Source organism: Pseudomonas sp. RSB 5.4, assembly GCF_037126175.1.
Taxonomy (GTDB): domain Bacteria; phylum Pseudomonadota; class Gammaproteobacteria; order Pseudomonadales; family Pseudomonadaceae; genus Aquipseudomonas; species Aquipseudomonas fluorescens_H.
Genome location: NZ_CP146986.1, coordinates 2,419,395 through 2,443,264, shown reverse-complemented (window position 1 = coordinate 2,443,264; position 23,870 = coordinate 2,419,395). Strand labels below are relative to the sequence as shown.

Here is a 23,870-nt window from a genome sequence, read left to right as displayed (position 1 = left end):
GCATGAAGCATCTATTGACCCGCCTGACCCTGGCGGTGGGGCTGGCTGCGCCGCTGTTGTTTGCTCACGCTGATGATCAGGTCAAGCGCGGCGAATACCTTGCTCGCGCTGCCGACTGCATGGCGTGCCACACCGCACCGGGCGGCGCGCCGTTTGCCGGCGGGCTGCCGATCGTCTCGCCGTTCGGCACGATCTACGGCACCAACATCACTCCGAGCAAAGAGCACGGTATCGGCCTGTACAGCGATGACGAATTCTTCGCTGCGCTGACCGAAGGCAAGCGTCGCGACGGCGCGAATCTGTATCCGGCGATGCCTTACACCTCGTACCACCTGGTGCCTCGAGAAGATTCGGATGCGATTCATGCCTACCTGAAAACCATCGAGCCGATCGAGCGCGCTGCGCCGGTCACCAGCCTGAGCTTTCCGTTCAACGTGCGTCCGGGCCTGATCGGCTGGAACATGCTGTACGGTAAAGCGTTGAAGCTGGAATCTGCCGAAGGCAAAAGCGAGGCCTGGAAGCGCGGTCAATACATGGTCGAGGTGCTTGGTCACTGCGGCGAATGCCACACGCCACGTGGCCTGCCGGGCGCGATGCAACTGGACAAACGCCTGACCGGCGGCATCCTCAACGGGTATCTGGCACCGAGCCTGCTCGCCACCGATCTGGCGGCGCGCGGCTGGAATCAGCAGGATCTGAGCGCGTTCCTCAAGCACGGCATGAGCGCCCAGGGCACGATGTTCAACGAAATGTTCCCGGTGTTCCACAACAGCACCCAGGGCCTGAACGATCAGGATCTGGCGGCGATGGCGACGTTCCTGCTCGGCGACAAACCACCAGTAGCCAAAGAGCTGGCTGAAGTGTCGCCGGACAAACTCGGCCCGAGTGCGCAACGCGGCCGTCAGGAATATTTGAACGTCTGCGCCGGTTGTCATGCTGCCGGTGGCGAAGGCAAACCGCACATCGCCGTGGCCATGCGTGGCAACACCACGCTGCGTCTGGAAGATCCGCGCAATCTGGTGCGGGTGATCGAGGACGGCATCGGTGAGCAGAAATTCGCCGGGTTCGAACACATGCAGCCAATGCCGGGTTTCGCCGACAAGCTCAGTGCTGAACAGCTGACTGATCTGCTGAACTATCTGCGTCAAGGCTGGGGCGGCCAGTCGGCAGAGCTGGCAGTGAGCGACGTGCAGAAACTGCAGGCTGACGCTCCGGCCGTCGAGCACAAGGCGCACTGACATGCAGCATCTCGATCTACAGGTTGTGCGGCGGGCACTGGAGTGGTCGGTGGCGGGGCAGCGCATCTGGCTCTGCACGGTGCTGACCACCTACGGCTCGGCGCCGCGTGCTCCGGGTTCGCTGCTGGCGGTGAACGAGACCGGCCAGTGGATCGGGTCGCTGTCCGGTGGCTGCGTCGAGGAAGATTTTCTCGAGCGCGTGGCTGAGGGCGCGTTTCTCGATGCGGTCAACGTGGTGCGTTACGGTGAAGGCGATGATCCGCGCTCGCGAGTCAGCCTGCCCTGTGGCGGCATTCTCGATGTACTGGTAGAGAAATTTGACGCCGACTGCGAGGTGCAGGCGCATCTGCGTGAGCTTGAATCAGCGTTGCTCGGTCAGCGCCGTTTGATTCGCGAAGTCGATCTGGCCAGCGGTGCGCGCAGTCTGTTCGCGGATCGCGAGCAGGGCGCACGCATCGAGCGCGAGATCGACCGGGTGCGGATTCGCATCGGTGCCGCTCAGCGCTTGTTGCTGGCGGGTTACTCCAGCGTGGCGCAGGCCTGTGCCGAGTTCGCGGTGGGTCTCGGCTTTGAGGTGATTCTCTGCGATCCGCGTGATGAAGTACTCGAAGGCGTGGTACTGAATGGCGTGGAGATTCGTCGGCAACTGCCGTCGGTGTTCATCGCTGACGGCGGTTGTCATCGCGATACCGCGGTGGTGGCGCTGACCCATGATCCGCGCATCGACGATCTGGCGATGATGGAAGCGGTGCGCACCGAGGCGTTTTACATCGGCGTGATGGGGTCGCAGCAGACTTCGCAGAAACGCTTCGAGCGCTTGCGCAGGATTGGGGGGCTAGGGGAGGTGGAACTGGCGCGGATTCATGCGCCGATCGGCCTTAACCTGGGCAGCAAGACACCCGCGGAGATCGCTTTGGCGGTGCTGGCGGATATCTTGCGGATTCGTAGTGGAATTACCCGAGACCAACTTTGATCTGAATTCTGCAAATATTTGTGGCGAGGGAGCTTGCTCCCGCTGGACTGCGCAGCAGGCCTTCTTTCTAGATAAAAGAGGGGCCGCTGCGCGACCCGGCGGGAGCAAGCTCCCTCGCCACAGTTGTTTGCCAGTCAAGAAACTGGTCAGAAACCCAGCTTGTCACGCAAGCCGTAATACCATGCACCCAGCGCCGCAAATGGCGTACGCAGCAACTGCCCGCCCGGGAACGGGTAATGCGGCAGATCGGCAAACGCATCAAAACGCTCGGCCTGTCCGCGCAACGCCTCGGCCAGCACCTTGCCGGCCAGATGCGTGTACGTCACACCATGGCCGCTGCAGCCTTGCGAGTAGTAGATGTTGTCGCCCAGTCGCCCAACCTGCGGCAGACGCGACAGGGTCAGCAGGAAATTGCCGGTCCAGGCGTAATCGATCTTCACGTCCTTGAGTTGCGGGAATGCCTTGAGCATTTTCGGGCGAATGATCGCTTCGATGTTCGCCGGATCCCGCGCGCCATAAACCACACCACCGCCGAAGATCAGGCGCTTGTCGCCCGTCAGGCGGTAGTAGTCGAGCAGGTAATTGCAATCTTCGACGCAGTAGTCCTGCGGCAGCAGGGTTTTCGCCAATTCATCGCCCAGCGGTTCGGTGGTGATCACCTGGGTGCCGCACGGCATGGATTTCGCCGCCAGTTCCGGCACCAGATTGCCGAGGTAGGCGTTGCCGGCGACGATGATGAATTTGGCCCTGACCTTGCCTTGCGGCGTGTGCACCACCGGGTTGGCACCGCGCTCGATACGCACGGCTGGCGATTGCTCATAGATCGTGCCGCCGAATGACTCGACCGCAGCGGCTTCGCCGAGGGCCAGGTTCAGCGGATGAATGTGGCCGCCGCTCATGTCGAGCATGCCGCCGACGTATTGATCGCACGCCACCACTTCGCGAATGCGACGTTGGTCGAGCAGTTCCAGTTGCGTGTGGCCGAAGCGCTCCCACAGGCGCTTCTGCGATTCCAGGTGGCCCATCTGCTTGGCCGTGAGCGCGGCGAACACGCCGCCGTCCTTCAGGTCGCACTGGATGTTGTACTTGGCGACGCGCTCACGAATGATCCGGCCGCCTTCGAAGGCCATCTGTCCGAGCAGTTGCGCCTGCTTGGGGCCGACAGTGCGCTCGATGACGTCGATGTCGCGGCTATAACTGTTGACGATCTGCCCGCCATTACGCCCCGACGCACCGAACCCGACCTTGGCCGCTTCCAGTACCGTCACGCGAAAACCGTTCTCCAGCAGAAACAACGCCGAGGACAGCCCGGTGTACCCGGCGCCGATCACACAGACATCCGTCTCCACATCATCCTGCAAGGCCGGACGTGGCGGTACGGCATTGGCCGACGCAGCGTAATAAGACTCTGGGTAAGGGGTGTTCGCCATCCTGCAGCCTCTGTTTAATATATTTTACGAGTGGGTCGATGCTACCCGAGTTGAAAAACCTCCGCCAGCCACCGGAAAAATCTTATCTACCGGCCCGAAATTAAATATTTTGCATATTCATAGGGTTAGGTGAAAAAAAGGTGTTGACACCCCTCCGGAATTCCGTAGAATGCCGCCTCACAGCAGGCACGTAGCTCAGTTGGTTAGAGCACCACCTTGACATGGTGGGGGTCGTTGGTTCGAGTCCAATCGCGCCTACCAAACAAAATCCGCTCTGCTGGGCGGTCTAGAAGGGCTCACCGAAAGGTGGGCCCTTTTTTGTTGTCTGCGATTTGCCCAAGCCTGCTCAAGCGGCCTCGATCACTTCTCATCTTCCGTTACCTTGAACGCTTAGCGTGTTTCGAAATAACACGACCTGTGCATATGATTTTCTGTCTCTTTTTGGATCCGTCGAAAAAGTGTGGATATTGAAGGGCTTACCGGTATTTTTAACCGACCGGTTATCAAAAAAATGTTGTTGCTGTTCGTGAACTTCAGTAACATCTGCCCCGCGTTCACCACCACGGTTTATGCATTTTTAAATCCCAAGCTTCCATCAGCTGCTTGGGGTTTTTTTTGCCTGCGATTTGGCATTCCCTGCCTCTGTTCCCCCCAGCTTTCGCGCGAAGTCTCCCGCGATCCACGATCGCGCATGGGCGAAACCTCGATTTTTCGACTACTACTGACTGGCCTTTCCAGGGCTTTCTCAAAGGAGTTCGTCGATGCTGGCTCACTGGTTTCTTGCCGCAATTCATCTATTGGCTTTTGCCTTGGGCTTCTGGGCGGTATTGACTCGTGGTACGGCGTTCAGTCGCATGGCGGCGGGTGTCGGCGAGGCCAGGCGTGTTTTGCTCGCCGATAATCTGTGGGGGATTGCCGCGCTGGTTCTGCTGGTGACCGGGGGGATGCGCGCCTTCGGCGGATTTGAAAAGGGCACTGACTACTATCTGCATCAGCCGTTGTTTCATTTGAAGATGGCGTTGTTCGTATTGATTCTGCTGATTGAGCTGGCGCCGATGATCACGCTGATCAAGTGGCGGGTCGCGTTGGCACGGGGCAAGGCGTTCGATACCGGGCGTGCAAAGCTGTATGCACGGTTCAGTCACATCGAGGCGCTGCTGTTGGTATTGATGGTGATTGCAGCCACCGGCATGGCACGCGGCGTGACGTTCGGCTAGCAGGGAGCAATTCTCTGTGTTCTCTCGGAAATGTCTGACAGCCAAGCTTGGCAGTCGCAGGTAGTATCGCGCTGCTGGGGAGAGGGAAGGGAGCGAATGAAGCGGAGAGGAAGGGCATGTATCAGGCGCCGTGCCCAGTGAGTGGACTGGGGAGCGGATGGCAATACGGCGCGTGAATTTTTAGCCAGTCATTACGCAGAGGCAAACGAACTGGCTACTGACTGCGGGGTGGCTCAAGGCGTTTGTGGCTTGTCCGGGGCGGTCAGGCCAGCCTGAATGCGCTGATAGATCTCTTCACGGTGCACGGCAACGTTTTTCGGGGCGTTGATGCCGATACGGACTTGCTGACCGCTTACGCCGAGGATGGTGATGGTGATGTCATCACCAATGTTTATGCTTTCACCGACTTTGCGGGTGAGTATCAGCATGGTCTTCTCCTTGATTGCTTTGTAGGGCACCTGATTCAGACAGTGCAGAGGTCGGTGGTACGTATAGATTAGTGCGAAGTCTCACGGTTTGGGTGCCTCTTTCTGACGCGCAGATGTGGCATTAATTCCCAGGGCGTAACTATACAGAGGCTGCAATCATCAATCTCGTTGTTTTGTGCCCATTTTGCGGGCCTCGCGAAGTATTTATGAATGTTAAGATCGGCGCTTTGTGATTTTCGAGGAAAGCGTTGTGCGCAAATTGGTCTGGATGGTCGCGGCACTGGCATTGGCAGGGTGTGGTGAAGGCAAGAGTGTAGATGTGCAGAAGCCGAAAACGACAGTCGCGGCCGCGCCTGCTACGGCATCTGCTCCGCAGTGGGACCTCGAAGTACGCGGCGAAACGCCCCAGGCTGTCAGCGATCTGAGTGGCTGGTTGATCGAGCATGCTTTCGTGCCGACCGTGATCAAGGACAGCAGCGGCAAGACGCGGATTCTGATTGGTCCGTTCAACTCCCAGGCCGAAGCGCAAGCTCGCAAGGTAGAAGTGGATGCAGCATTGGTGAAAGCCAAGAAGCAGAATGTCGAGTCGGTCATCGTGGAGCATCCGCTCGCGCCGTAAGCAGCAGATTCAGCGGAGCGGCCTAAAGGACATCGCAGGTGACTCGTCTTATACGAGTCAATCACGATTTCTCGAAGGAGCTCCGCATGGCCTCCGCCGCTCCCTACACACTCTTCAATGCAGTTCTGCATCGCAAGACCCTCTTGAGTCCGCACCTGATGCGGATCACGCTGACCGACCCCTCAATCAGTGGTATGGCCACCTGGGCGCCTGATCAGCGGATCAAACTGTTTTTCCCCGCTGAAGATGGAACACCCGCGAATCTTGCGCTGGAAGAGGGCTGGTACGCCCGATTTCGCTCGATGCTCGCGAGTCGTCGACCAGCAATGCGCACTTACACCATTCGTCATTTGCGCGCCGAACAGGGTGAGGTCGACATCGATTTTGTCCTGCATGGCGAGACCGGCCCCGCTTCGCGCTGGGCGCTGCATGCGCAGCCGGGAGCGTCTTTGCAGATTCTTGCTCCCGACAGCGAGTTTTCGGCACAGGACGCCGGAGGATTCGAATGGAAACCGCCGCAGGTGCTCAAGGAGGTTTTGCTGGTGGCTGATGCCACGGCATTGCCGGCTGCGATGGGGATTCTCGAAGAGCTGGCCGCCATGTACGAGCCGCCCCGGACTCAGGCGTTCTTCGAGGTGGACAGTGCGCAAGACATGCTCTCGGTGCCGGATTGGCCCGGGCTGACAGTGCAGTGGCTGGTTCGCGATCAGGCGCCAGCAACAGTGGCTGGAGCGCTGATGGTGGAAGCGGTGATGCACGGGGTCCGGCCAACAGAGGGCCAATCACTCGGGCAGGTCGCTGAACTGGCCGAGGTCGATATCGACGAAAACATTCTTTGGGAGATCGCCAACACCGCCCCTGCAGGATTCTATGGCTGGATTGCCGGAGAAAGCGCTGCCGTCATGCGCCTGCGTAAATACCTGATCAAGGAATGCGGTATCCCGCGCGAGTCACTCAATCTGATGGGCTACTGGCGCTACAACAAAGCTGGCAGCTAAAAGCAAAAAAGGCCTCGAACACCACGTTCGAGGCCTTTTCTTTTGGGCTGAAGGATCAGCCGCAGGCTTTCAGATTTACCGGGCCGACGAATTCATTGCCGCGCCCCATCACGCACGCCACGCTCTGGTTGCGCTGGCGCTCCCAATCCTGCACCGGGTAGGTCTTGTCCCACGCTTCATACAGCTGGCGATCCTGTTTCGACAGGCGCAAGCCGTATTGCTTGCTCATGTAGAAATAGGTGCGAGCGATCATGCCGCGAATCGACGGGCGAGGCATGACCTTCTTGGCCTTGAAGTCGACCTGGGTCAGGCACGATCCGTACTGTCCGGATTGCACCGGCAGCCAGCCATAACTGAAGTTGCTGCGATCACCGTTGACCTCACCAATACTCGGCACCAGGTTGTGCAGATCGGCTTCGGCTTTCTGATAGCTCGGGTCATAGCGGGTGCAGTTCTTGCGTCCGCCCGACTGCCAGCATTGGCGCTGGTGACCGAACTCCCACGCCGGGACAATGTGCTCCCATTCAATGCGCGAAGCGCGCTTGGCGTTTTTACGTGGTACGTAGCCGCAAGCCTTCAAGTCCACCTTGTTGCCGGTGTACTTGCACCCGCAGTAAAACTCGGTGGACTGCGGTGCATAGAGTTTCCAGGCGACCTTCTTGGCCTCGGTAAAGGTGCGGGGTGCGCCAGCCTGGGCGCCAAAAGCGATGAACAGCAACAGCAAAGCAAAACAGCGGACACTCATTGAATCAATCTTCCTTCGGCACAACCCAAAAAATCTGCACGCCGCCATCGTCGCGATAGGCGAGTGTGACGTTGTCGTTCTCGTCGATTTCCTCGAGCAGTTGCTCCCATGCATCCACAGGCTCGTCCGGCAGACGGAAGATCAGTGCGGCTTTGGCTTTTTGTGCGGTAGGGGAATTGATGATTTTCTGAACGCGCATGCCCATGCGTTCGTAAGCGTCAGGAGCATCAGGAGAGGTGGCCACGAGGTTATCCTTATTAAGCTGTACGTGCATACAGTATTTAACTGTAAGCATTTTCGCAACTGCTTAAAATTCAAGAAAATCCTCTGACAGCGCTTTTCCGATTTTGGTGTAGGTCGGGTCGATTATTTTGTACGAAAAATTCGCGCTCAGCGTAGGCGGCAGCACCACCCGCCGTGCGGGCGAGTGGTAAGCAGGTTGCCCGACCCGGACAGGGTCAGGCGAAGGCCAATCAGTATTCCCAGAACATCCGTTGCAGCTCTTTGCTGTCGTTGGTTTTGGTCAGGGCGACCATGGCCAGGATGCGGGCTTTTTGCGGGTTCAGGTCGTGAGCGACCACCCAGTCGTACTTGTCGTCAGGCTGTTCGGCGTTGCGCAGGACGAAACCGCCGGCGTTGACGTGGGAAGAACGGATGATCTGCACGCCATCTTTACGCAGGGCTTGCAGGGATGGCACAACGCGGGAGGACACCGAGCCATTGCCGGTACCGGCGTGGATGATGGCTTTGGCGCCGGCCTGGGCCAGAGCCTTGTAGGCGGTGTCGTCGACATTGCCGTAGGAGTAGGCGATTTCTACGTCAGGCAGGCTCTTGATGTTTTTGATGTCGAATTCCGAATCCATGGTGTGGCGCTTGGCTGGCAAGCGGAACCAGTAGGATTTGCCTTCGACCACCATGCCCAGCGGACCCCAAGGGCTTTTGAACGCCTCGGTCTTGATGTTGATCATCTTGCTCACGTCGCGACCGGACTGGATCTCATCGTTCATGGTCACCAGCACGCCTTTGCCGCGCGCATCTTTGCTGCTGGCGACGGCGACGGCGTTGTACAGGTTGAGCATGCCGTCCGCCGACATGGCGGTGCCGGGACGCATCGAGCCGACCACGATGATCGGCTTGTCGGTTTTTTCCACCAGGTTCAGGAAGTAGGCGGTTTCTTCCAGGGTATCGGTGCCGTGGGTGATGACGATGCCATCGACGTCTTTGCTGTCGGCCAGTTCGGACACGCGACGCCCGAGTTGCAGCAGGTTGTCGTTGGTGATGCTTTCCGAGGCGATCTGCATGACCTGTTCGCCACGCACGTTCGCCAGTTTGTTCAGTTCAGGGATACCGGCGATCAGTTGTTCAATGCCGACCTTGGCCGCCTGATAGGTGGCGCTGTTGGCTGCGCTGGCGCCGGCACCGGCAATGGTGCCGCCCGTGGCAAGCACCACGACGTTGGCGAGTTTGGTCTGGGTTTCGACTTCTTTTGCCTGAAGGGCAGTTGGCAGGAGCAGGAGGAGGGCCAAAGCGCCCGGAACCAAGGTGTTGAAAGCAGATTTCATTATTTTTCTCTCTAGTAGTGAGACGGTGCTGATGCAGGTTCATCTAGATGCGCCCCGAGCCGATCTGAATGCCCGGGGTGCAGGCTAGGGAGCAGGATCTGTACCAGCGCTACTTTGCTTTAGAAAAATGTTTAACTTCATGATTTACATCAAGATTTTATGGATTAGCCAATGATGCGGCGAATGACATGGCCGGGTTTCCGAACAAAGGAAGCTTTCGTGTTCGGTTCACCGAAAGGGACTACACCTCCTGGCGACCGCAACGGCTTGCCGGTTCAGGTTTTCTGCTAAAGAAACCCGTCAGCAGGCCGATGGCTGTGGAAGGAAACGTTTATTTAGGGAGTTCACATGTCACTGACGATCGGTTTTTCAAATCCCGGCTCAGTCACCATTGGCGGTAAAACCGCAGCGACAATCAATGCAATGAACCAGGCGGAAGCAGATGCGGCCGACGAGGCGCTTGGCGTTGAAAAAGAACCGAGCAATCAAGTCCGCACTGGTGGTCCGGCACAGGAAGCCGATAAGGCGAGTAGTGCCGACAGCGGCGACAGTCTGAGCGTCACCGTAAAAATGTTGCTCAAGCGCATGCAGGAACTGCAGAAGCAACTGCAGGAGCAGCAACAGCAGTTGGCTGCGGCTCAGGCGGCGAGCTATCCGACGCCCGAGGCCAAGTCACAGGCGGTGATGTCCGTTCAGGGGCAGATCGCGCAAACCAGCGGGGAGCTGATGCAAGTGGCGGCGGCGCTGGTCAAGGAAATGACCAAGGATTCCACCAGCGGCAATCTGGTCAGCACCACCGCCTGAGCGGTAAGGGGCGAAATCAGACGATTGCGCCCCGCAATACAACGACGATTTCTGATTGTTGACAAATGTCGGCGGGATTCGCATAGTTCGATCTACGCAAACGTTTGCGCGGCTTCCCCGGTGCACTATTATCCGGAAGAGAGCGCTGAAGCTTACGCCAGCGCGAGCGTTGCTCACAATAATCATAAGATCGGAGTGAACCCATGAAGCTGCCATTCGCTGGACGTCTTCTTGCTGTCGCTATGCTGGCTGCCGCAGCCGCCGCACTACCTGTCTCTTCGGCCTTCGCCGAGTCCCCGGAAAAACCCAAAGTCGCACTGGTCATGAAATCCCTTGCCAACGAATTCTTCCTGACCATGGAAGATGGCGCCAAGGCCTACCAGAAAGAACACTCCGCCGACTTCGACCTGATCTCCAACGGCATCAAGGACGAGACCGATACCGCCGGCCAGACCCGCATCGTCGAGCAGATGATTCTGGCCAAGGTCAACGCGCTGGTCATCGCACCGTCCGATTCCAAAGCCATGGTGCCGGTGATCAAGAAAGCCGTGGATGCCGGCATCACCGTGATCAACATCGACAACCAGCTCGATCCGCAGATCGTCAAAAGCAAAAACATCAGCGTGCCTTTCGTAGGCCCGGATAATCGTAAAGGTGCACGTCTGGTCGGCGAATACCTGGCCAAGCAACTGAAGGCCGGTGACGAAGTCGGCATCATCGAAGGCGTATCCACCACCACCAACGCCCAGCAACGCACCGCAGGCTTCAAGGATGCGATGGAGGCGGCGCAGATCAAAGTGGTGTCGCTGCAATCCGGCGACTGGGAGATCGACAAGGGCAACAAGGTTGCCGCGTCGATTCTCAGCGAATACCCGGATGTGAAGGCGCTGCTGGCGGGTAACGACAGCATGGCCGTTGGCGCTGTTTCCGCTGTGCGCGCTGCCGGCAAGGCGGGCAAGGTCCAAGTGGTCGGTTACGACAACATCAATGCGATCAAGCCGATGCTCAAGGATGGTCGTGTGCTGGCGACGGCCGATCAGTTCGCTGCCAAACAGGCCGTGTTCGGTATCGAGACCGCGCTGAAAATCCTCAAGGGCGAAAAAGTCGACAGCGGCGTCAATGGCGTGATCGAAACGCCAGTCGAGCTGGTCACCCAGTAAGTCTTCCGGCGACACAACGGCGCTCGTCCGTCCGGGCGAGCGCATGGAGAGTTTTTTATGTCAGTTTCCGCCCCGAACGCTGTCCTCTCGGTCAGCGGTATCGGTAAGACCTATGCGCAACCGGTGCTCACGGGCATCGACTTGACGCTGATGCGCGGTGAAGTGCTGGCGCTGACCGGTGAGAATGGTGCCGGTAAAAGCACGCTGTCGAAGATCATTGGTGGTCTGGTTACGCCCACCACCGGTCAGATGCAATTCCAGGGCAAGGACTACCGCCCGGGCAGCCGCACCCAGGCCGAAGAGCTTGGCGTGCGCATGGTCATGCAAGAACTCAATCTGTTGCCGACCCTGTCGGTGGCGGAAAACCTGTTTCTCGACAATCTGCCCAGCAACGGCGGCTGGATCAGTCGCAAGCAATTGCGCAAAGCCGCGATCGAAGCCATGGCGCAGGTCGGCCTCGATGCCATTGACCCGGACACTCTGGTCGGTGAGCTGGGAATCGGGCACCAGCAGATGGTCGAGATCGCACGCAACCTGATCGGCGATTGCCATGTGTTGATCCTCGATGAGCCGACCGCGATGCTCACTGCCCGCGAGGTGGAAATGCTCTTCGAGCAGATCACTCGTTTGCAGGCGCGTGGCGTCTCCATCATCTATATCTCCCACCGTCTCGAGGAGCTGGCGCGCGTCGCGCAGCGCATTGCCGTGCTGCGTGATGGCAATCTGGTCTGCGTCGAGCCGATGGCCAACTACAACAGTGAGCAACTGGTCACCTTGATGGTCGGCCGCGAACTGGGCGAACACATGGACATGGGCCCGCGCAAGATCGGCGCCCCGGCACTGACGGTCAAGGGCCTGACCCGCTCCGACAAGGTGCGTGATGTTTCCTTCGAAGTGCGTGCTGGCGAGATCTTCGGGATTTCCGGGCTGATCGGGGCAGGGCGCACCGAATTGCTGCGACTGATCTTTGGCGCCGATCTGGCCGACAGCGGCACGATTGCGCTGGGTTCGCCGGCGCAGGTAGTCAATGTGCGTTCGCCGGTTGATGCGGTGAAGCATGGCATTGCCTTGATCACCGAAGACCGAAAGGGCGAAGGCCTGCTGCTCAGTCAATCGATCAGCGCCAACATCGCTCTGGGCAACATGCCGGAGATTTCCAGGGCAGGGATCGTCAATGCCAGCGACGAAATTTCCCTGGCGCAGCGTCAGATCGACGCCATGCGCATCCGCAGTTCGAGCCCGACACAATTGGTGTCGGAACTGTCCGGCGGCAACCAGCAGAAAGTGGTGATCGGTCGTTGGCTGGAGCGCGATTGCTCGGTGCTGTTGTTCGATGAGCCGACTCGCGGTATCGACGTCGGTGCCAAGTTCGATATCTATGCCTTGCTGGGCGAGTTGACGCGTCAGGGCAAGGCGCTGGTGGTGGTTTCCAGTGACCTGCGCGAGCTGATGCTGATCTGCGACCGGATCGGTGTGCTGTCGGCAGGGCGTTTGATCGACACCTTCGAGCGCGACAGCTGGACCCAGGATGATTTGCTTGCCGCCGCGTTCGCCGGCTACCAAAAACGTGATGCGTTGCTCAATGAAGCGGCGCCTAGGGATCTCCCATGAAAACTGCATCTTCTGCCGGCAAACGTAGTGGCAATTTCTACGGTCTGGGCACCTATCTGGGCCTGGCCGGGGCCTTGTTGGCGATGGTGGCGCTGTTCTCGATGATGAGCAGCCACTTTCTGTCCTATGACACTTTCAGCACGCTGGCCAACCAGATCCCCGATCTGATGGTGCTGGCGGTGGGCATGACCTTTGTACTGATCATCGGTGGCATCGATCTGTCGGTCGGTTCAGTGCTGGCGCTTGCCGCCTCGACGGTCAGCGTGGCGATTCTCGGTTGGGGCTGGGGCGTGTTGCCAGCCGCATTGCTCGGGATGGCGGTGGCGGCACTGGCAGGTACGGTGACCGGTTCGATCACCGTGGCGTGGCGCATTCCGTCGTTCATCGTTTCGCTCGGTGTGCTGGAAATGGCCCGTGGCCTGGCGTATCAGATGACCGGTTCGCGCACCGCCTACATCGGTGATTCGTTTGCCTGGCTGTCGAACCCGATCGCGTTCGGCATTTCGCCGTCGTTCATCATTGCCTTGCTGGTGATCTTCATTGCGCAAGCTGTACTGACCCGTACCGTGTTCGGTCGTTACCTGATCGGTATCGGCACCAACGAAGAAGCGGTGCGCCTGGCCGGGATCAATCCCAAGCCGTACAAGATTCTGGTGTTCAGCCTGATGGGCCTGCTCGCCGGTATCGCCGCGCTGTTCCAGATTTCCCGTCTGGAAGCGGCCGACCCGAATGCTGGTTCTGGCCTTGAGCTGCAAGTGATCGCCGCCGTGGTGATCGGTGGCACCAGTCTGATGGGTGGCCGTGGGTCGGTGATCAGCACCTTCTTTGGCGTGTTGATCATTTCGGTACTGGCCGCCGGTCTGGCGCAGATCGGTGCCACCGAGCCAACCAAGCGCATCATCACCGGCGCGGTGATTGTCATTGCGGTGGTGCTCGATACCTATCGCAGCCAGCGCGCCAGTCGACGAGGCTAAGAAATGGCAACGATCAAGGATGTGGCGGCGCTCGCGGGGATTTCCTACACCACGGTTTCTCACGTGGTGAACAAGACCCGCCCGGTCAGTCAGGAAGTGCGGCTGAAGGTCGAGGCGGCCATCAAAACCCTCGATTACGTGCCGAGTGCGGTGGCGCGCTCGCTGAAGGCCAAGACTACTGCGACCATTGGCTTATTGGTGCCCAACAGCCTCAACCCGTATTTTGCCGAGTTGGCGCGGGGTATCGAGGATTACTGCGAGCGTAACGGCTACTGCGTGATCCTCTGCAACTCTGATGACAACCCGGAAAAACAGCGCAGCTATTTGCGTGTGCTGCTGGAAAAGCGCATCGACGGTCTGATCGTCGCCTCCGCGGGTGGCGATACCGGTCTGGCACAAGGGCTGGCGGGCGTGAAAACGCCGATGGTCATCGTCGACCGGGGGCTTGAAGGCGTGGATGCGGATCTGGTGCGCATTGATCATGAATATGGCGCCTATCTGGCGACCCGTCACCTGCTGGAGTTGGGGCATCGTGACATCGCCACCATCGGTGGTCCGTCGAGTACCAGCGTGGCGCAAATGCGTCAGGCCGGTTTTTGTCGGGCGCTGAAGGAGGCGGGGATCACAGTGCGCCCCGAGCGCATACTGGAAAGCGATTTCACCAGTACCGGCGGCTACAACGCAGCGGCGGTCCTGCTCCAAAGCAATCCGCCGAGCGCGATCTTCGCCGGTAACGACATGATCGGTATCGGTGTGCTGCGTGCGGCGGCGGAGCGCAATGTGCGCGTGCCAAGCGAACTGTCGGTGATCGGTTTCGACGATATCCAGATGAGCCGCTATGTGTACCCGGCGCTGACCACCGTCGGCCAGTCGATCCTGCAGTTGGGCGAAATGGCTGCCGAAGTGCTGCTGCGAAGGATTGCTACCCCGAGCCTGGTCACCGATCAACGGATCGTGACCCCGAGTATTGTCTTGCGCGAATCGACTGCGCCGTTGTCTGGCGTGTTCACCGAGTACCGCTGAAACCGAATTGACGAGTAGTGATGTATGCCAGCAAATGTAGTGGTAATAGGCAGCCTGAACATGGACCTGGTCACCCGGGCGCCACGGCTGCCCAAGGGTGGGGAGACGCTGATCGGTCATTCCTTTGCCACCGTGTCCGGCGGCAAGGGCGCCAATCAGGCAGTCGCTGCTGCGCGTCTGGGTGCAAAAGTGGCGATGGTCGGCTGTGTTGGCAACGATGACTACGGCGTGCAATTGCGCGACGCGTTGCTGGCCGAGCAGATCGATTGTCACGCGGTGAGCACGGTTGAGGATTCCAGTGGTGTGGCGCTGATCGTGGTGGATGACAACAGTCAGAATGCCATCGTGATCGTCGCCGGCGCCAACGGTGCAATGACCCCGGCCGTGATTGACCGCTTTGATGCGGTGCTGCAGGCGGCCGACGTGGTTATCTGTCAGCTGGAGATCCCGGATGCGACGGTGGGTCATGCGCTCAAGCGCGCACGTGCGCTGGGCAAGACCGTGATCCTCAATCCGGCGCCGGCCAGTCGTCCGCTGCCGGCAGACTGGTTTGCCGCCATTGACTACCTGATCCCCAACGAAAGTGAAGCTGCTGCGTTGAGCGGGTTGCCGGTCGATTCGCTGCAGAGCGCAGAGAGCGCTGCCAGTCAGTTGATCGCAATGGGCGCGGGCAAGGTCATCATTACCCTCGGTGCGCAAGGTTCACTGTTTGCCAATGGCAAAGGGTTCGAGCATTTCCCGGCGCCGAAAGTGAAGGCCGTCGATACCACCGCTGCGGGCGATACCTTCGTCGGCGGTTTTGCCGCGGCGCTCGCCAGTGGCAAATCCGAGGCCGAGGCAATCCGTTACGGACAGATCGCGGCAGCATTGTCTGTGACCCGGGCCGGCGCACAACCTTCCATTCCAACGATGTCCGACGTACAGGCGTTCAAACCCGCATGAAAAAGACTCCACTGCTCAACGTCGCGTTGTCGCGGCTGATCGCCTCCCTGGGCCATGGCGACATGGTAGTCATCGGTGATGCCGGACTGCCGGTACCGCCAGGTGTCGAGCTGATCGATCTGGCGCTGACCCACGGTGTTCCGGATTTCATCGGCACGCTGAAAGTCGTGCTCAGTGAGATGCAGGTGGAGCGCCATGTGCTGGCCAACGAAATCCTCGACAAGCAGCCGACTGCACTGGCCGTGCTGGACGAGTTGCAAGAAGAGGGCGCTCTCGGTCGGCGCGATCTGCTGACTCATGAGCAATTCAAGGTTCTCAGCCGACAGGCACGGGCGATTGTTCGTACAGGCGAATGTCAGCCGTACTGCAACATCGTGCTGGTGGCCGGGGTAACGTTCTAATCGGGTTTTCGACCCTTTCATTTTCATCAGCACAAGGAATGCGCCATGCACCGCTATGCTCAAAAACTCCACCAATTGCTTCGGAGTCTGCTGCTTTTGTCTTTTATTACCGCCACCGGCGCTCAGGCTGCTGAAAAGATCGACCTGATCATCGACACCGATCCGGGTGCCGACGACGTGGTCGCCTTGCTGTTCGCCCTGGCATCGCCGGATGAACTGAACATTCGCGCACTGACCACCGTGGCCGGCAACGTGCGCCTCGACAAGACTTCGCGTAACGCGCGCCTGGCTCGCGAGTGGGCAGGGCGCGAAGATGTTCCGGTCTATGCCGGTGCGCCGAAGCCACTGATGCGTACGCCGATCTACGCCGAGAACATCCATGGCAAGGAAGGCCTGTCGGGTGTCGCCGTGCATGAGCCGAAAAAGGGCCTGGCCGAAGGTAATGCGGTCAACTACCTGATCGACACTCTGAAAAAAGCCAAGCCGCACAGCATCACCATCGCCATGCTCGGCCCGCAGACCAACCTTGCGCTGGCGCTGATCCAGGAGCCTGAGATCGTTAATGGCATCAAGGAAGTGGTGATCATGGGGGGCGCGCAATTCAATGGCGGCAACATCACCCCGGTGGCCGAATTCAACCTGTTCGCCGACCCGCAAGCGGCGGAAGTGGTGCTCAAGAGTGGCGTGAAGCTGACCTACCTGCCGCTGGACGTGACCCACAAGATCCTCACCAGCGACGCACGTCTGAAGCAGATTGCTGCGTTGAACAACCACGCGAGCAAGATTGTTGGCGACATCCTCAACGAGTACATCAAGGGTGACATGGAGCACTACGGTATTCCGGGTGGCCCGGTGCATGACGCGACCGTCATCGCTTACCTGCTCAAGCCTGAGCTGTTCACCGGTCGCTCGGTGAACGTGGCCATCGACAGCCGTGAAGGGATCACCTTTGGCCAGACTGTCGTCGACTGGTACGATGGCCTGAAACAACCGAAGAATGCATTCTGGGTCGAGAACGGCGATGCCCAGGGCTTTTTTGATCTGCTGACCGAGCGTCTGAAACGCTTGAAGTAAGGCTGTGACCCGCAGGTGCCAGCCTGCGGGTCGTTACTCCCTCTCGGTGTCCTGCGCGCCCTTGTGCTCGTGCTGATAGCGTTCGAAAATCTGGGCGATAAACGTCTGCGCACCTTGTGTTCCCATGGTCTTGACCAGCAGATCGATGCTGATCAACGCCAGCTCCTCCGAACTGCCAGGGCTATATGAACTGTGCCCCTTTGGCCAAAGAACCTTGATGTCGGCGTTGATGCTTACAGTGCTCATGAATGTGCTCGAAAAGTCGGGAATGTCTGTGCCTGAGTTAACCACTTTGTCGGGCGTTTGGCACTGCGACTTAGGCATGAGCGTGACGCTATGCGACACTTGGTCTTTTCCGGCTGATCCAAGGAATGTGCTGTGCAGATCGATTTGAACACCCCCGACGGCCTCACACTCGACGCTGTGCGCCAGTTGCTGGCGTCGGCCAGCGATGATGTGCACACGCAGTTGCGCGTGACCAAGGGGGGGATTGCCTATATTTCTTCTGGTGTGACGGGCGGGCAGGACATCGATGGCCTGCTGTTTCGTCTGGAAACCTGGGCCAAGGGTTCGGGGTACGTCGGCAATGTTGCGGCCAGTGATGAGGTCTGGGTAATGCAGATTTTCAACGCCCTCAAGGAAAACTGGCCAAATCCGCCGCTCGATTACATCGACGTCTATTGAGCTTCGTTAATATTCGGTGACGATTGCGTGAGGATGCGGTGCCCGCACTTCAGGCAGACTCGGCGTTTTTCCGGATTGTGGGGCAGGGTGGCAGCACTTGTTGTGAAACCAAACGCCAGATTGGCGGTCGCACGATCTCAGCTTAACCATTTGAAAAAAGGAGGCTTCATGCCTTTGAAGTTCGCGTCTCTGGGTGCACTTATGGCCGTTGCCATGTTGGCCGGTTGCAGCACAACCTCCAGCGAGTCGGCAAAGGATCCTGTGGCGACCGATGCCGGTCATAGCCGCTGTGAAGCAAAGGCAGCGGAATTTGCCATCGGGAAAAAGGCTTCGCCGGAATTGCTCGATCAGGCTCGTGCCAAGGCTGGCGCGCAAAACGCTCGATTCCTCAAGCCAACGGACATGATTACTCTGGAGTATCGTTCCGATCGCTTGAATCTGAATACCGACAACAACCTGGTAGTCACCCGCGTCAACTGCGGCTGATCGCTGACCGCTTTTGTTGCAGGCATAAAAAACCCCGTCACATGGACGGGGTTTTTTTAGTGCGCCGGGAAATTACTCTGGGCGAACTTGTGCAGCTTGCATACCCTTTTGGCCTTTCTCAGCCACGAAAGAGACGGTCTGGCCTTCTTTCAGGCTTTTGAAACCGTCGGATTCGATAGCTTTGAAGTGTACGAACAGGTCGTCACCGCCACCTTGAGGAGTGATGAAGCCGAAGCCTTTTTCATCGTTGAACCATTTAACGGTGCCGGTTTGGCGATTAGACATGGTGTATCTCCAAGAAACATATATTTTCAGTAGTACTGTGCTGCTCAGGCCAACTGGGCACACCGGAGTATCATAGTCGAAATGTTCGCTTTGGTAGCCCCCCGGACGTGCTGTTTGCTTTCATATTGCATTGATTTCAACCTCTGAAATGTCTGCAAGCCCCGGTTTCAGTGGCTTTCAGCCGAGTGAAGAGGGTGTAAAAAAAGCTATAAAACCTGCGTAAATTATCGATTTCGGGGTCTTTTTGGCGGTTTTCAGCCTGCTGGACGCCCGAAAAAACATTCGTCAGCGCTTATTTCTGCACGCGGCAAACCGAGATTTCTTTCAATGCGCGCTGACCCAGTTCACCACTCGGCGGGGTGTTCTTGTCCATCAGCTGTGCGATCTCTTGCGTGGTGAATTTCTTTTCCAGAACGTCGGCACCGCAAGCACAGTGCTTATTGGCTTCGGCCGGATTGACGCTCTTGCTGGCTGCGGCGGTGCAGTCGTTCATGTACTGGGCTTTGACGCCGGCAGGCCAAGCCGCGTTGGCACTCAGCGGCAGCAGCAGGGCCAGCGGGGCCGCGAAAGCAAAAAGTCGGATAAGGCGCATGTCGGAAACTCCTTGGGTTGATATCGGCGACGATTCTCAGCTTATTTGAGGCAAAGCGTATATCCCAAGTTCACTTCGCGCCGCAAAAATGCGCAAATCAGCAACACCTCAATTCGATGACGTCGATGACCGCTCATCTGTGCTAGCATGCCGGGCTCAAGCGTTCTCAGGCTCCGGACGGCCTTCAGCCCCGGCAGCGGTCAGCGTGCGAATATTCTGATTTGAATCCCAGTCACTCTGGTTCGGTTTTCCGGTTGGCCGCAAGGCTCCTGCCGCTGTAAGGCAGGCGTTCGTCATTGAATGGCCTGGATCGGATCTTGTACTGGCTCATCCCAACCCACGTGACCTTTGGTGGGGGTCACCACTAGGAGAGGAGGCGCCATGCCAACTATTACTCTTCCCGACGGCAGTCAACGTTCATTCGATCACCCGGTTTCCGTAGCCGAGGTCGCCGCATCCATTGGTGCCGGTCTGGCCAAGGCCACCGTGGCCGGCAAGGTCAACGGCAAGCTGGTCGACGCCTGTGACATCATCGACAGCGACGCGACGCTGCAAATCATCACGCCAAAGGATGAAGAGGGGCTGGAGATCATTCGCCACTCTTGCGCGCACCTGGTTGGCCACGCGGTCAAGCAGCTGTACCCGACGGCCAAAATGGTCATCGGTCCGGTCATCGACGAAGGCTTCTATTACGACATAGCCTTCGAGCGTCCTTTCACTCCGGACGACATGGCCGCCATCGAACAGCGTATGCATCAGCTGATCGACAAAGATTACGACGTCATCAAGAAAGTCACTCCGCGTGCCGAAGTGATCGAAGTGTTCAAGGCCCGTGGTGAAGACTACAAGCTGCGGCTGGTCGAAGACATGCCGAACGAGCAGGCCATGGGCCTGTATTACCACGAAGAATACGTCGACATGTGCCGCGGTCCGCACGTGCCGAACACTCGTTTCCTGAAATCCTTCAAGCTGACCAAGTTGTCCGGTGCCTACTGGCGCGGTGATGCCAAGAACGAGCAATTGCAGCGCGTTTACGGTACTGCCTGGGCGGACAAGAAGCAGCTGGCGGCTTACATCCAGCGCATCGAAGAAGCGGAAAAGCGCGATCACCGCAAGATCGGCAAGCGCCTGGGCCTGTTCCACACCCAGGAAGAAGCGCCGGGCATGGTGTTCTGGCACCCGAACGGCTGGACCCTGTATCAAGTGCTCGAGCAGTACATGCGCAAGGTGCAGCGTGACAACGGCTACCTTGAGATCAAGACGCCGCAAGTGGTTGATCGCAGCCTGTGGGAGAAATCCGGGCACTGGGCCAACTACGCCGACAACATGTTCACCACCGAGTCGGAAAGCCGCGACTACGCCATCAAGCCGATGAACTGCCCATGCCACGTGCAGGTGTTCAACCAGGGCCTGAAGAGCTACCGCGAGTTGCCGATGCGTCTGGCCGAGTTCGGTGCCTGCCATCGTAACGAGCCGTCGGGTGCGCTGCACGGCATCATGCGTGTGCGTGCGTTCACTCAGGATGACGCCCATATTTTCTGCACCGAAGAGCAGATGCAGGCCGAATCCGCAGCGTTCATCAAGCTGACCATGGACGTTTACCGCGACTTCGGCTTCACCGACGTCGAGATGAAGCTGTCCACTCGTCCGGAAAAGCGCGTGGGTTCCGACGAGTTGTGGGATCGCGCCGAAGCGGCACTGGCTGCTGCCCTTGATAGTGCTGGCCTGCCGTACGATCTGCAGCCGGGTGAAGGCGCGTTCTACGGGCCGAAGATCGAATTCTCGCTGAAAGATTGCCTCGGTCGTGTGTGGCAATGTGGTACTTTGCAGCTCGATTTCAACCTGCCTGTCCGTCTTGGCGCCGAATACGTCTCCGAAGACAACAGTCGCAAGCACCCAGTGATGTTGCACCGGGCGATCCTCGGTTCGTTCGAGCGTTTCGTCGGGATTCTGATCGAGCACTATGAAGGTGCATTCCCTGCGTGGCTCGCGCCAACCCAGGCAGTGATCATGAATATCACTGATAAACAGGCAGATTTTGTTGCTGAAGTGGAAAAAACTCTCAACGAAAGCGGATTTCGTGCCAAGTCCGACTTGAGAAATGAAAAGATCGGCTTTAAAATCCGCGAGCATACTTTGCTCAAGGTTCCCTATCTTTTGGTTATCGGAGATAAGGAAGTCGAGATGCAGACTGTCGCTGTGCGTACTCGTGAAGGTGCTGACCTGGGCTCGATGCCCGTCGCCCAGTTCGCTGAGTTTCTCGCGCAAGCGGTTTCCCGGCGTGGTCGCCCAGATTCGGAGTAATTATTATTAAGCGTGAAATGAGACAAGATAAACGAGCTGCACCGAAAGCCCCGATCAACGAGAATATCTCGGCACGCGAGGTTCGGTTAATTGGCGCTGATGGCGAGCAGATTGGCATCGTCTCGATTGATGAAGCGCTTCGTATTGCTGAAGAAGCAAAGCTTGATCTGGTAGAAATCTCTGCTGACGCAGTCCCACCGGTTTGCCGGGTGATGGACTACGGCAAATCGATCTTCGAAAAGAAGAAGCAGATTGCAGCAGCGAAGAAAAACCAGAAGCAGATTCAGGTAAAAGAAATCAAGTTTCGTCCAGGGACGGAGGAAGGGGATTACCAGGTAAAACTGCGCAACCTGGTACGTTTCCTGAGTGACGGGGACAGGGCCAAGGTATCCTTGCGATTCCGCGGCCGTGAGATGGCCCACCAGGAGCTGGGGATGGAACTCCTCAAGCGGGTTGAAGCTGACCTGCTCGAGTACGGTTCGGTCGAACAGCATCCTAAGATGGAAGGACGCCAGCTGATCATGGTCATCGCCCCGAAAAAGAAGAAGTAATCAACAGGGCACGGCAGGCCTTCTGATTATGTTTATCAACTGAATGCGGAGTATCCGAACATGCCAAAAATGAAAACCAAAAGTGGTGCTGCTAAGCGGTTTCTGAAAACTGCTAACGGTATCAAGCACAAGCACGCTTTCAAGAGCCACATCCTGACCAAAATGTCGACCAAGCGTAAGCGTCAACTGCGCGGTAGCAGCTTGCTGCATCCGTCTGACGTGGCAAAAGTCGAGCGCATGCTGCGCCTTCGTTAATTTTAGTCAAGAATAGAGGAAGTAACTCATGGCTCGTGTAAAGCGTGGCGTCATTGCCCGTAAGCGTCACAAAAAAATTCTGAAACTTGCTAAAGGCTACTACGGCGCACGCTCCCGCGTATTCCGTGTTGCCAAGCAAGCGGTAATCAAGGCAGGCCAATACGCCTACCGTGACCGTCGTCAGAAAAAACGTCAGTTCCGCGCTCTGTGGATCGCTCGTATCAACGCTGGTGCTCGTGTTAACGGTCTGTCCTACAGCCGTTTCATTGCTGGCCTGAAAAAAGCGTCCATCGAGATCGACCGTAAGGTTCTGGCTGATCTGGCAGTGAACGAAAAAGCGGCGTTTGCTGCGATTGTCGAGAAAGCTAAAGCCACCTTGGCTTAAGTACCCCCGACAGTCACCCGGCCTCACCTCTGTGGGGCCAGGTGTTAAACGTCATAAATAGGGGAAGAGCCTTCAAGCTCTTCCCCTATTTTGTATCTGGAGTCTGTACATGGAAAACCTGGATGCGCTGGTCTCTCAAGCACTAGAGGCTGTGCAAAGCGCTGAAGATATCAATGCCCTGGAGCAAATCCGGGTTCAATACCTTGGCAAAAAAGGTGAATTGACTCAGGTGATGAAGACCCTGGGGAATTTGCCGGCAGAAGAGCGTCCGCAAGTCGGCGCCCTGATCAACGTTGCCAAGGAACGTGTCACAGGCGTTCTCAATGCGCGCATGGCTCTGTTTGAAGAAGCCGAACTGGCTGCCAAACTGTCTGCCGAATCCATTGACGTGACGTTACCGGGCCGTGGTCAGACCTCCGGTGGTCTGCATCCGGTGACCCGGACTCTGGAACGAGTCGAGCAGTTCTTCACCCGCATCGGCTACGGCATCGCCGAAGGCCCTGAGGTCGAAGACGACTATCACAACTTTGAAGCGCTCAACATCCCAGGCCACCACCCGGCCCGGTCGATGCATGACACCTTCTATTTCAATGCGAACATGTTGCTGCGCACCCATACCTCGCCGGTACAAGTCCGCACCATGGAGTCCAAGCAGCCACCGATCCGCATTGTCTGCCCAGGCCGTGTGTACCGCAGTGACTCCGATATCACCCACTCGCCGATGTTCCACCAGGTCGAAGGCCTGCTGGTCGATCGCGACATCAATTTCGCCGATCTCAAAGGCACCATCGAAGAGTTCCTGCGGGTGTTCTTCGAAAAAGAGCTGGCCGTACGTTTCCGTCCTTCGTACTTCCCGTTCACCGAGCCATCCGCTGAAGTCGACATGGAATGCGTGATGTGCAGCGGTAAAGGCTGCCGCGTCTGCAAACAGACCGGCTGGCTGGAAGTCATGGGCTGCGGCATGGTCCACCCGAACGTGCTGCGCATGTCCGGCATCGATCCGGAAGAGTTCTCCGGTTTTGCCTTCGGCATGGGCGTCGAGCGTCTGGCGATGCTCCGTTACGGCGTGAACGACTTGCGTCTGTTCTTCGACAACGACTTGCGGTTCCTCGCGCAATTTCGCTAGTCG

Annotated in this window: 28 protein-coding genes and 1 tRNA gene; 21 read left to right on the top strand and 8 right to left on the bottom strand. The window is 58.1% G+C overall.

Annotated features, from left to right (window positions below; all coding sequences use genetic code 11):
- The first annotated feature begins 2 nt into the window (after positions 1–2).
- Entirely contained in the window at positions 3–1,238 is a 1,236-nt protein-coding gene (locus V9L13_RS10900; RefSeq protein ID WP_338802505.1) for a cytochrome c, read from the top strand.
- 1 nt (position 1,239) lies between these two features.
- On the top strand, positions 1,240–2,211 hold the full coding sequence (locus tag V9L13_RS10895; protein WP_338802504.1) for an XdhC family protein: 972 nt from the start codon (positions 1,240–1,242) through the stop codon (positions 2,209–2,211).
- 146 nt (positions 2,212–2,357) lie between these two features.
- Here the strand turns inward: V9L13_RS10895 and V9L13_RS10890 are convergent, their stop codons facing one another.
- Positions 2,358–3,641 (bottom strand): FAD-binding oxidoreductase, encoded by a 1,284-nt coding sequence (locus tag V9L13_RS10890; RefSeq protein WP_338802503.1) that lies wholly within the window; start codon positions 3,639–3,641, stop codon positions 2,358–2,360.
- A 184-nt stretch (positions 3,642–3,825) separates the two neighbouring features.
- Here V9L13_RS10890 and V9L13_RS10885 point away from each other — a divergent pair.
- Positions 3,826–3,902, top strand: a tRNA-Val gene (locus tag V9L13_RS10885).
- A 500-nt stretch (positions 3,903–4,402) separates the two neighbouring features.
- Complete coding sequence (locus V9L13_RS10880; RefSeq protein ID WP_338802502.1) at positions 4,403–4,858, top strand: DUF2214 family protein; 456 nt, start codon at positions 4,403–4,405, stop codon at positions 4,856–4,858.
- Positions 4,859–5,091: 233 nt separating this feature from the next.
- Here V9L13_RS10880 and csrA read toward each other — a convergent pair whose 3' ends face one another.
- Positions 5,092–5,286 carry a carbon storage regulator CsrA gene (csrA, locus tag V9L13_RS10875; protein WP_003179932.1) on the bottom strand — a complete coding sequence of 65 codons (195 nt, stop codon included), beginning with the start codon at positions 5,284–5,286 and terminating at the stop codon, positions 5,092–5,094.
- Between the two features lie 250 nt (positions 5,287–5,536).
- Between csrA and V9L13_RS10870 the strand changes: the two genes are divergently transcribed.
- Both V9L13_RS10870 and V9L13_RS10865 read left to right on the top strand, forming a co-directional pair.
- Entirely contained in the window at positions 5,537–5,905 is a 369-nt protein-coding gene (locus V9L13_RS10870; protein ID WP_003226400.1) for an SPOR domain-containing protein, read from the top strand.
- A gap of 86 nt (positions 5,906–5,991) precedes the next feature.
- Positions 5,992–6,903, top strand: coding sequence for a siderophore-interacting protein (locus V9L13_RS10865; protein WP_338802501.1), 912 nt, complete (start codon positions 5,992–5,994; stop codon positions 6,901–6,903).
- A gap of 55 nt (positions 6,904–6,958) precedes the next feature.
- Here V9L13_RS10865 and V9L13_RS10860 read toward each other — a convergent pair whose 3' ends face one another.
- From V9L13_RS10860 to V9L13_RS10850, 3 genes are all read right to left on the bottom strand, one after another.
- Complete coding sequence (locus tag V9L13_RS10860; RefSeq protein ID WP_064588319.1) at positions 6,959–7,648, bottom strand: endonuclease I family protein; 690 nt, start codon at positions 7,646–7,648, stop codon at positions 6,959–6,961.
- A 4-nt stretch (positions 7,649–7,652) separates the two neighbouring features.
- Complete coding sequence (locus V9L13_RS10855; protein WP_003226395.1) at positions 7,653–7,943, bottom strand: DUF1654 domain-containing protein; 291 nt, start codon at positions 7,941–7,943, stop codon at positions 7,653–7,655.
- A 178-nt stretch (positions 7,944–8,121) separates the two neighbouring features.
- A complete protein-coding gene (locus V9L13_RS10850) occupies positions 8,122–9,210 on the bottom strand; it encodes an asparaginase (protein WP_003226392.1) in 1,089 nt (362 codons plus the stop codon).
- Positions 9,211–9,558: 348 nt separating this feature from the next.
- On the opposite strand from V9L13_RS10850, the gene V9L13_RS10845 reads away from it, so the two are divergent.
- From V9L13_RS10845 to V9L13_RS10810, 8 genes are all read left to right on the top strand, one after another.
- Positions 9,559–10,014, top strand: coding sequence for a hypothetical protein (locus V9L13_RS10845; protein ID WP_338802499.1), 456 nt, complete (start codon positions 9,559–9,561; stop codon positions 10,012–10,014).
- Between the two features lie 203 nt (positions 10,015–10,217).
- Positions 10,218–11,174, top strand: a complete 957-nt coding sequence (locus tag V9L13_RS10840) for a sugar ABC transporter substrate-binding protein (RefSeq protein WP_338802497.1) — start codon at positions 10,218–10,220, stop codon at positions 11,172–11,174.
- Positions 11,175–11,231: 57 nt separating this feature from the next.
- Entirely contained in the window at positions 11,232–12,785 is a 1,554-nt protein-coding gene (locus tag V9L13_RS10835) for a sugar ABC transporter ATP-binding protein (protein WP_003226387.1), read from the top strand.
- Positions 12,782–13,759 carry an ABC transporter permease gene (locus V9L13_RS10830; RefSeq protein ID WP_003226385.1) on the top strand — a complete coding sequence of 326 codons (978 nt, stop codon included), beginning with the start codon at positions 12,782–12,784 and terminating at the stop codon, positions 13,757–13,759. Before V9L13_RS10835 ends, V9L13_RS10830 begins: the two co-directional genes overlap by 4 nt.
- Positions 13,760–13,762: 3 nt before the next feature.
- Complete coding sequence (locus V9L13_RS10825; protein ID WP_338802496.1) at positions 13,763–14,782, top strand: LacI family DNA-binding transcriptional regulator; 1,020 nt, start codon at positions 13,763–13,765, stop codon at positions 14,780–14,782.
- Between the two features lie 24 nt (positions 14,783–14,806).
- Positions 14,807–15,724, top strand: coding sequence for a ribokinase (gene rbsK / locus V9L13_RS10820; RefSeq protein ID WP_338802495.1), 918 nt, complete (start codon positions 14,807–14,809; stop codon positions 15,722–15,724).
- Complete coding sequence (gene rbsD / locus V9L13_RS10815) at positions 15,721–16,125, top strand: D-ribose pyranase (protein ID WP_338802494.1); 405 nt, start codon at positions 15,721–15,723, stop codon at positions 16,123–16,125. Before rbsK ends, rbsD begins: the two co-directional genes overlap by 4 nt.
- Positions 16,126–16,170: 45 nt before the next feature.
- Positions 16,171–17,199 carry a nucleoside hydrolase gene (locus V9L13_RS10810; protein WP_338802493.1) on the top strand — a complete coding sequence of 343 codons (1,029 nt, stop codon included), beginning with the start codon at positions 16,171–16,173 and terminating at the stop codon, positions 17,197–17,199.
- Between the two features lie 33 nt (positions 17,200–17,232).
- Here the strand turns inward: V9L13_RS10810 and V9L13_RS10805 are convergent, their stop codons facing one another.
- On the bottom strand, positions 17,233–17,445 hold the full coding sequence (locus tag V9L13_RS10805) for a hypothetical protein (protein ID WP_003226376.1): 213 nt from the start codon (positions 17,443–17,445) through the stop codon (positions 17,233–17,235).
- A 132-nt stretch (positions 17,446–17,577) separates the two neighbouring features.
- Between V9L13_RS10805 and V9L13_RS10800 the strand changes: the two genes are divergently transcribed.
- Both V9L13_RS10800 and V9L13_RS10795 read left to right on the top strand, forming a co-directional pair.
- Positions 17,578–17,883, top strand: a complete 306-nt coding sequence (locus V9L13_RS10800; protein WP_338802492.1) for a hypothetical protein — start codon at positions 17,578–17,580, stop codon at positions 17,881–17,883.
- 168 nt (positions 17,884–18,051) lie between these two features.
- Complete coding sequence (locus V9L13_RS10795) at positions 18,052–18,369, top strand: I78 family peptidase inhibitor (protein ID WP_007961248.1); 318 nt, start codon at positions 18,052–18,054, stop codon at positions 18,367–18,369.
- A 72-nt stretch (positions 18,370–18,441) separates the two neighbouring features.
- Here the strand turns inward: V9L13_RS10795 and V9L13_RS10790 are convergent, their stop codons facing one another.
- Together V9L13_RS10790 and V9L13_RS10785 are read right to left on the bottom strand one after the other, a co-directional pair.
- A complete protein-coding gene (locus V9L13_RS10790; protein ID WP_003179963.1) occupies positions 18,442–18,654 on the bottom strand; it encodes a cold-shock protein in 213 nt (70 codons plus the stop codon).
- Between the two features lie 292 nt (positions 18,655–18,946).
- On the bottom strand, positions 18,947–19,246 hold the full coding sequence (locus tag V9L13_RS10785) for a hypothetical protein (RefSeq protein WP_003226370.1): 300 nt from the start codon (positions 19,244–19,246) through the stop codon (positions 18,947–18,949).
- 381 nt (positions 19,247–19,627) lie between these two features.
- Between V9L13_RS10785 and thrS the strand changes: the two genes are divergently transcribed.
- The 5 genes from thrS to pheS all read left to right on the top strand — a co-directional run bounded on the left by thrS (position 19,628) and on the right by pheS (position 23,867).
- On the top strand, positions 19,628–21,550 hold the full coding sequence (thrS, locus tag V9L13_RS10780; RefSeq protein WP_003226368.1) for a threonine--tRNA ligase: 1,923 nt from the start codon (positions 19,628–19,630) through the stop codon (positions 21,548–21,550).
- The gene (gene infC, locus V9L13_RS10775; protein ID WP_170929410.1) at positions 21,550–22,101 is read left to right on the top strand and encodes a translation initiation factor IF-3; all 552 of its coding nucleotides are present in this window, start codon (positions 21,550–21,552) and stop codon (positions 22,099–22,101) included. The genes thrS and infC overlap by 1 nt, the downstream gene beginning before the upstream one ends.
- A 60-nt stretch (positions 22,102–22,161) precedes the next feature.
- Positions 22,162–22,356 carry a 50S ribosomal protein L35 gene (rpmI, locus tag V9L13_RS10770; RefSeq protein WP_002553160.1) on the top strand — a complete coding sequence of 65 codons (195 nt, stop codon included), beginning with the start codon at positions 22,162–22,164 and terminating at the stop codon, positions 22,354–22,356.
- Between the two features lie 28 nt (positions 22,357–22,384).
- Complete coding sequence (gene rplT / locus V9L13_RS10765; protein ID WP_002553161.1) at positions 22,385–22,741, top strand: 50S ribosomal protein L20; 357 nt, start codon at positions 22,385–22,387, stop codon at positions 22,739–22,741.
- Positions 22,742–22,850: 109 nt separating this feature from the next.
- Positions 22,851–23,867, top strand: a complete 1,017-nt coding sequence (gene pheS / locus V9L13_RS10760) for a phenylalanine--tRNA ligase subunit alpha (RefSeq protein ID WP_003226365.1) — start codon at positions 22,851–22,853, stop codon at positions 23,865–23,867.
- The last annotated feature ends 3 nt before the right edge of the window (positions 23,868–23,870 follow it).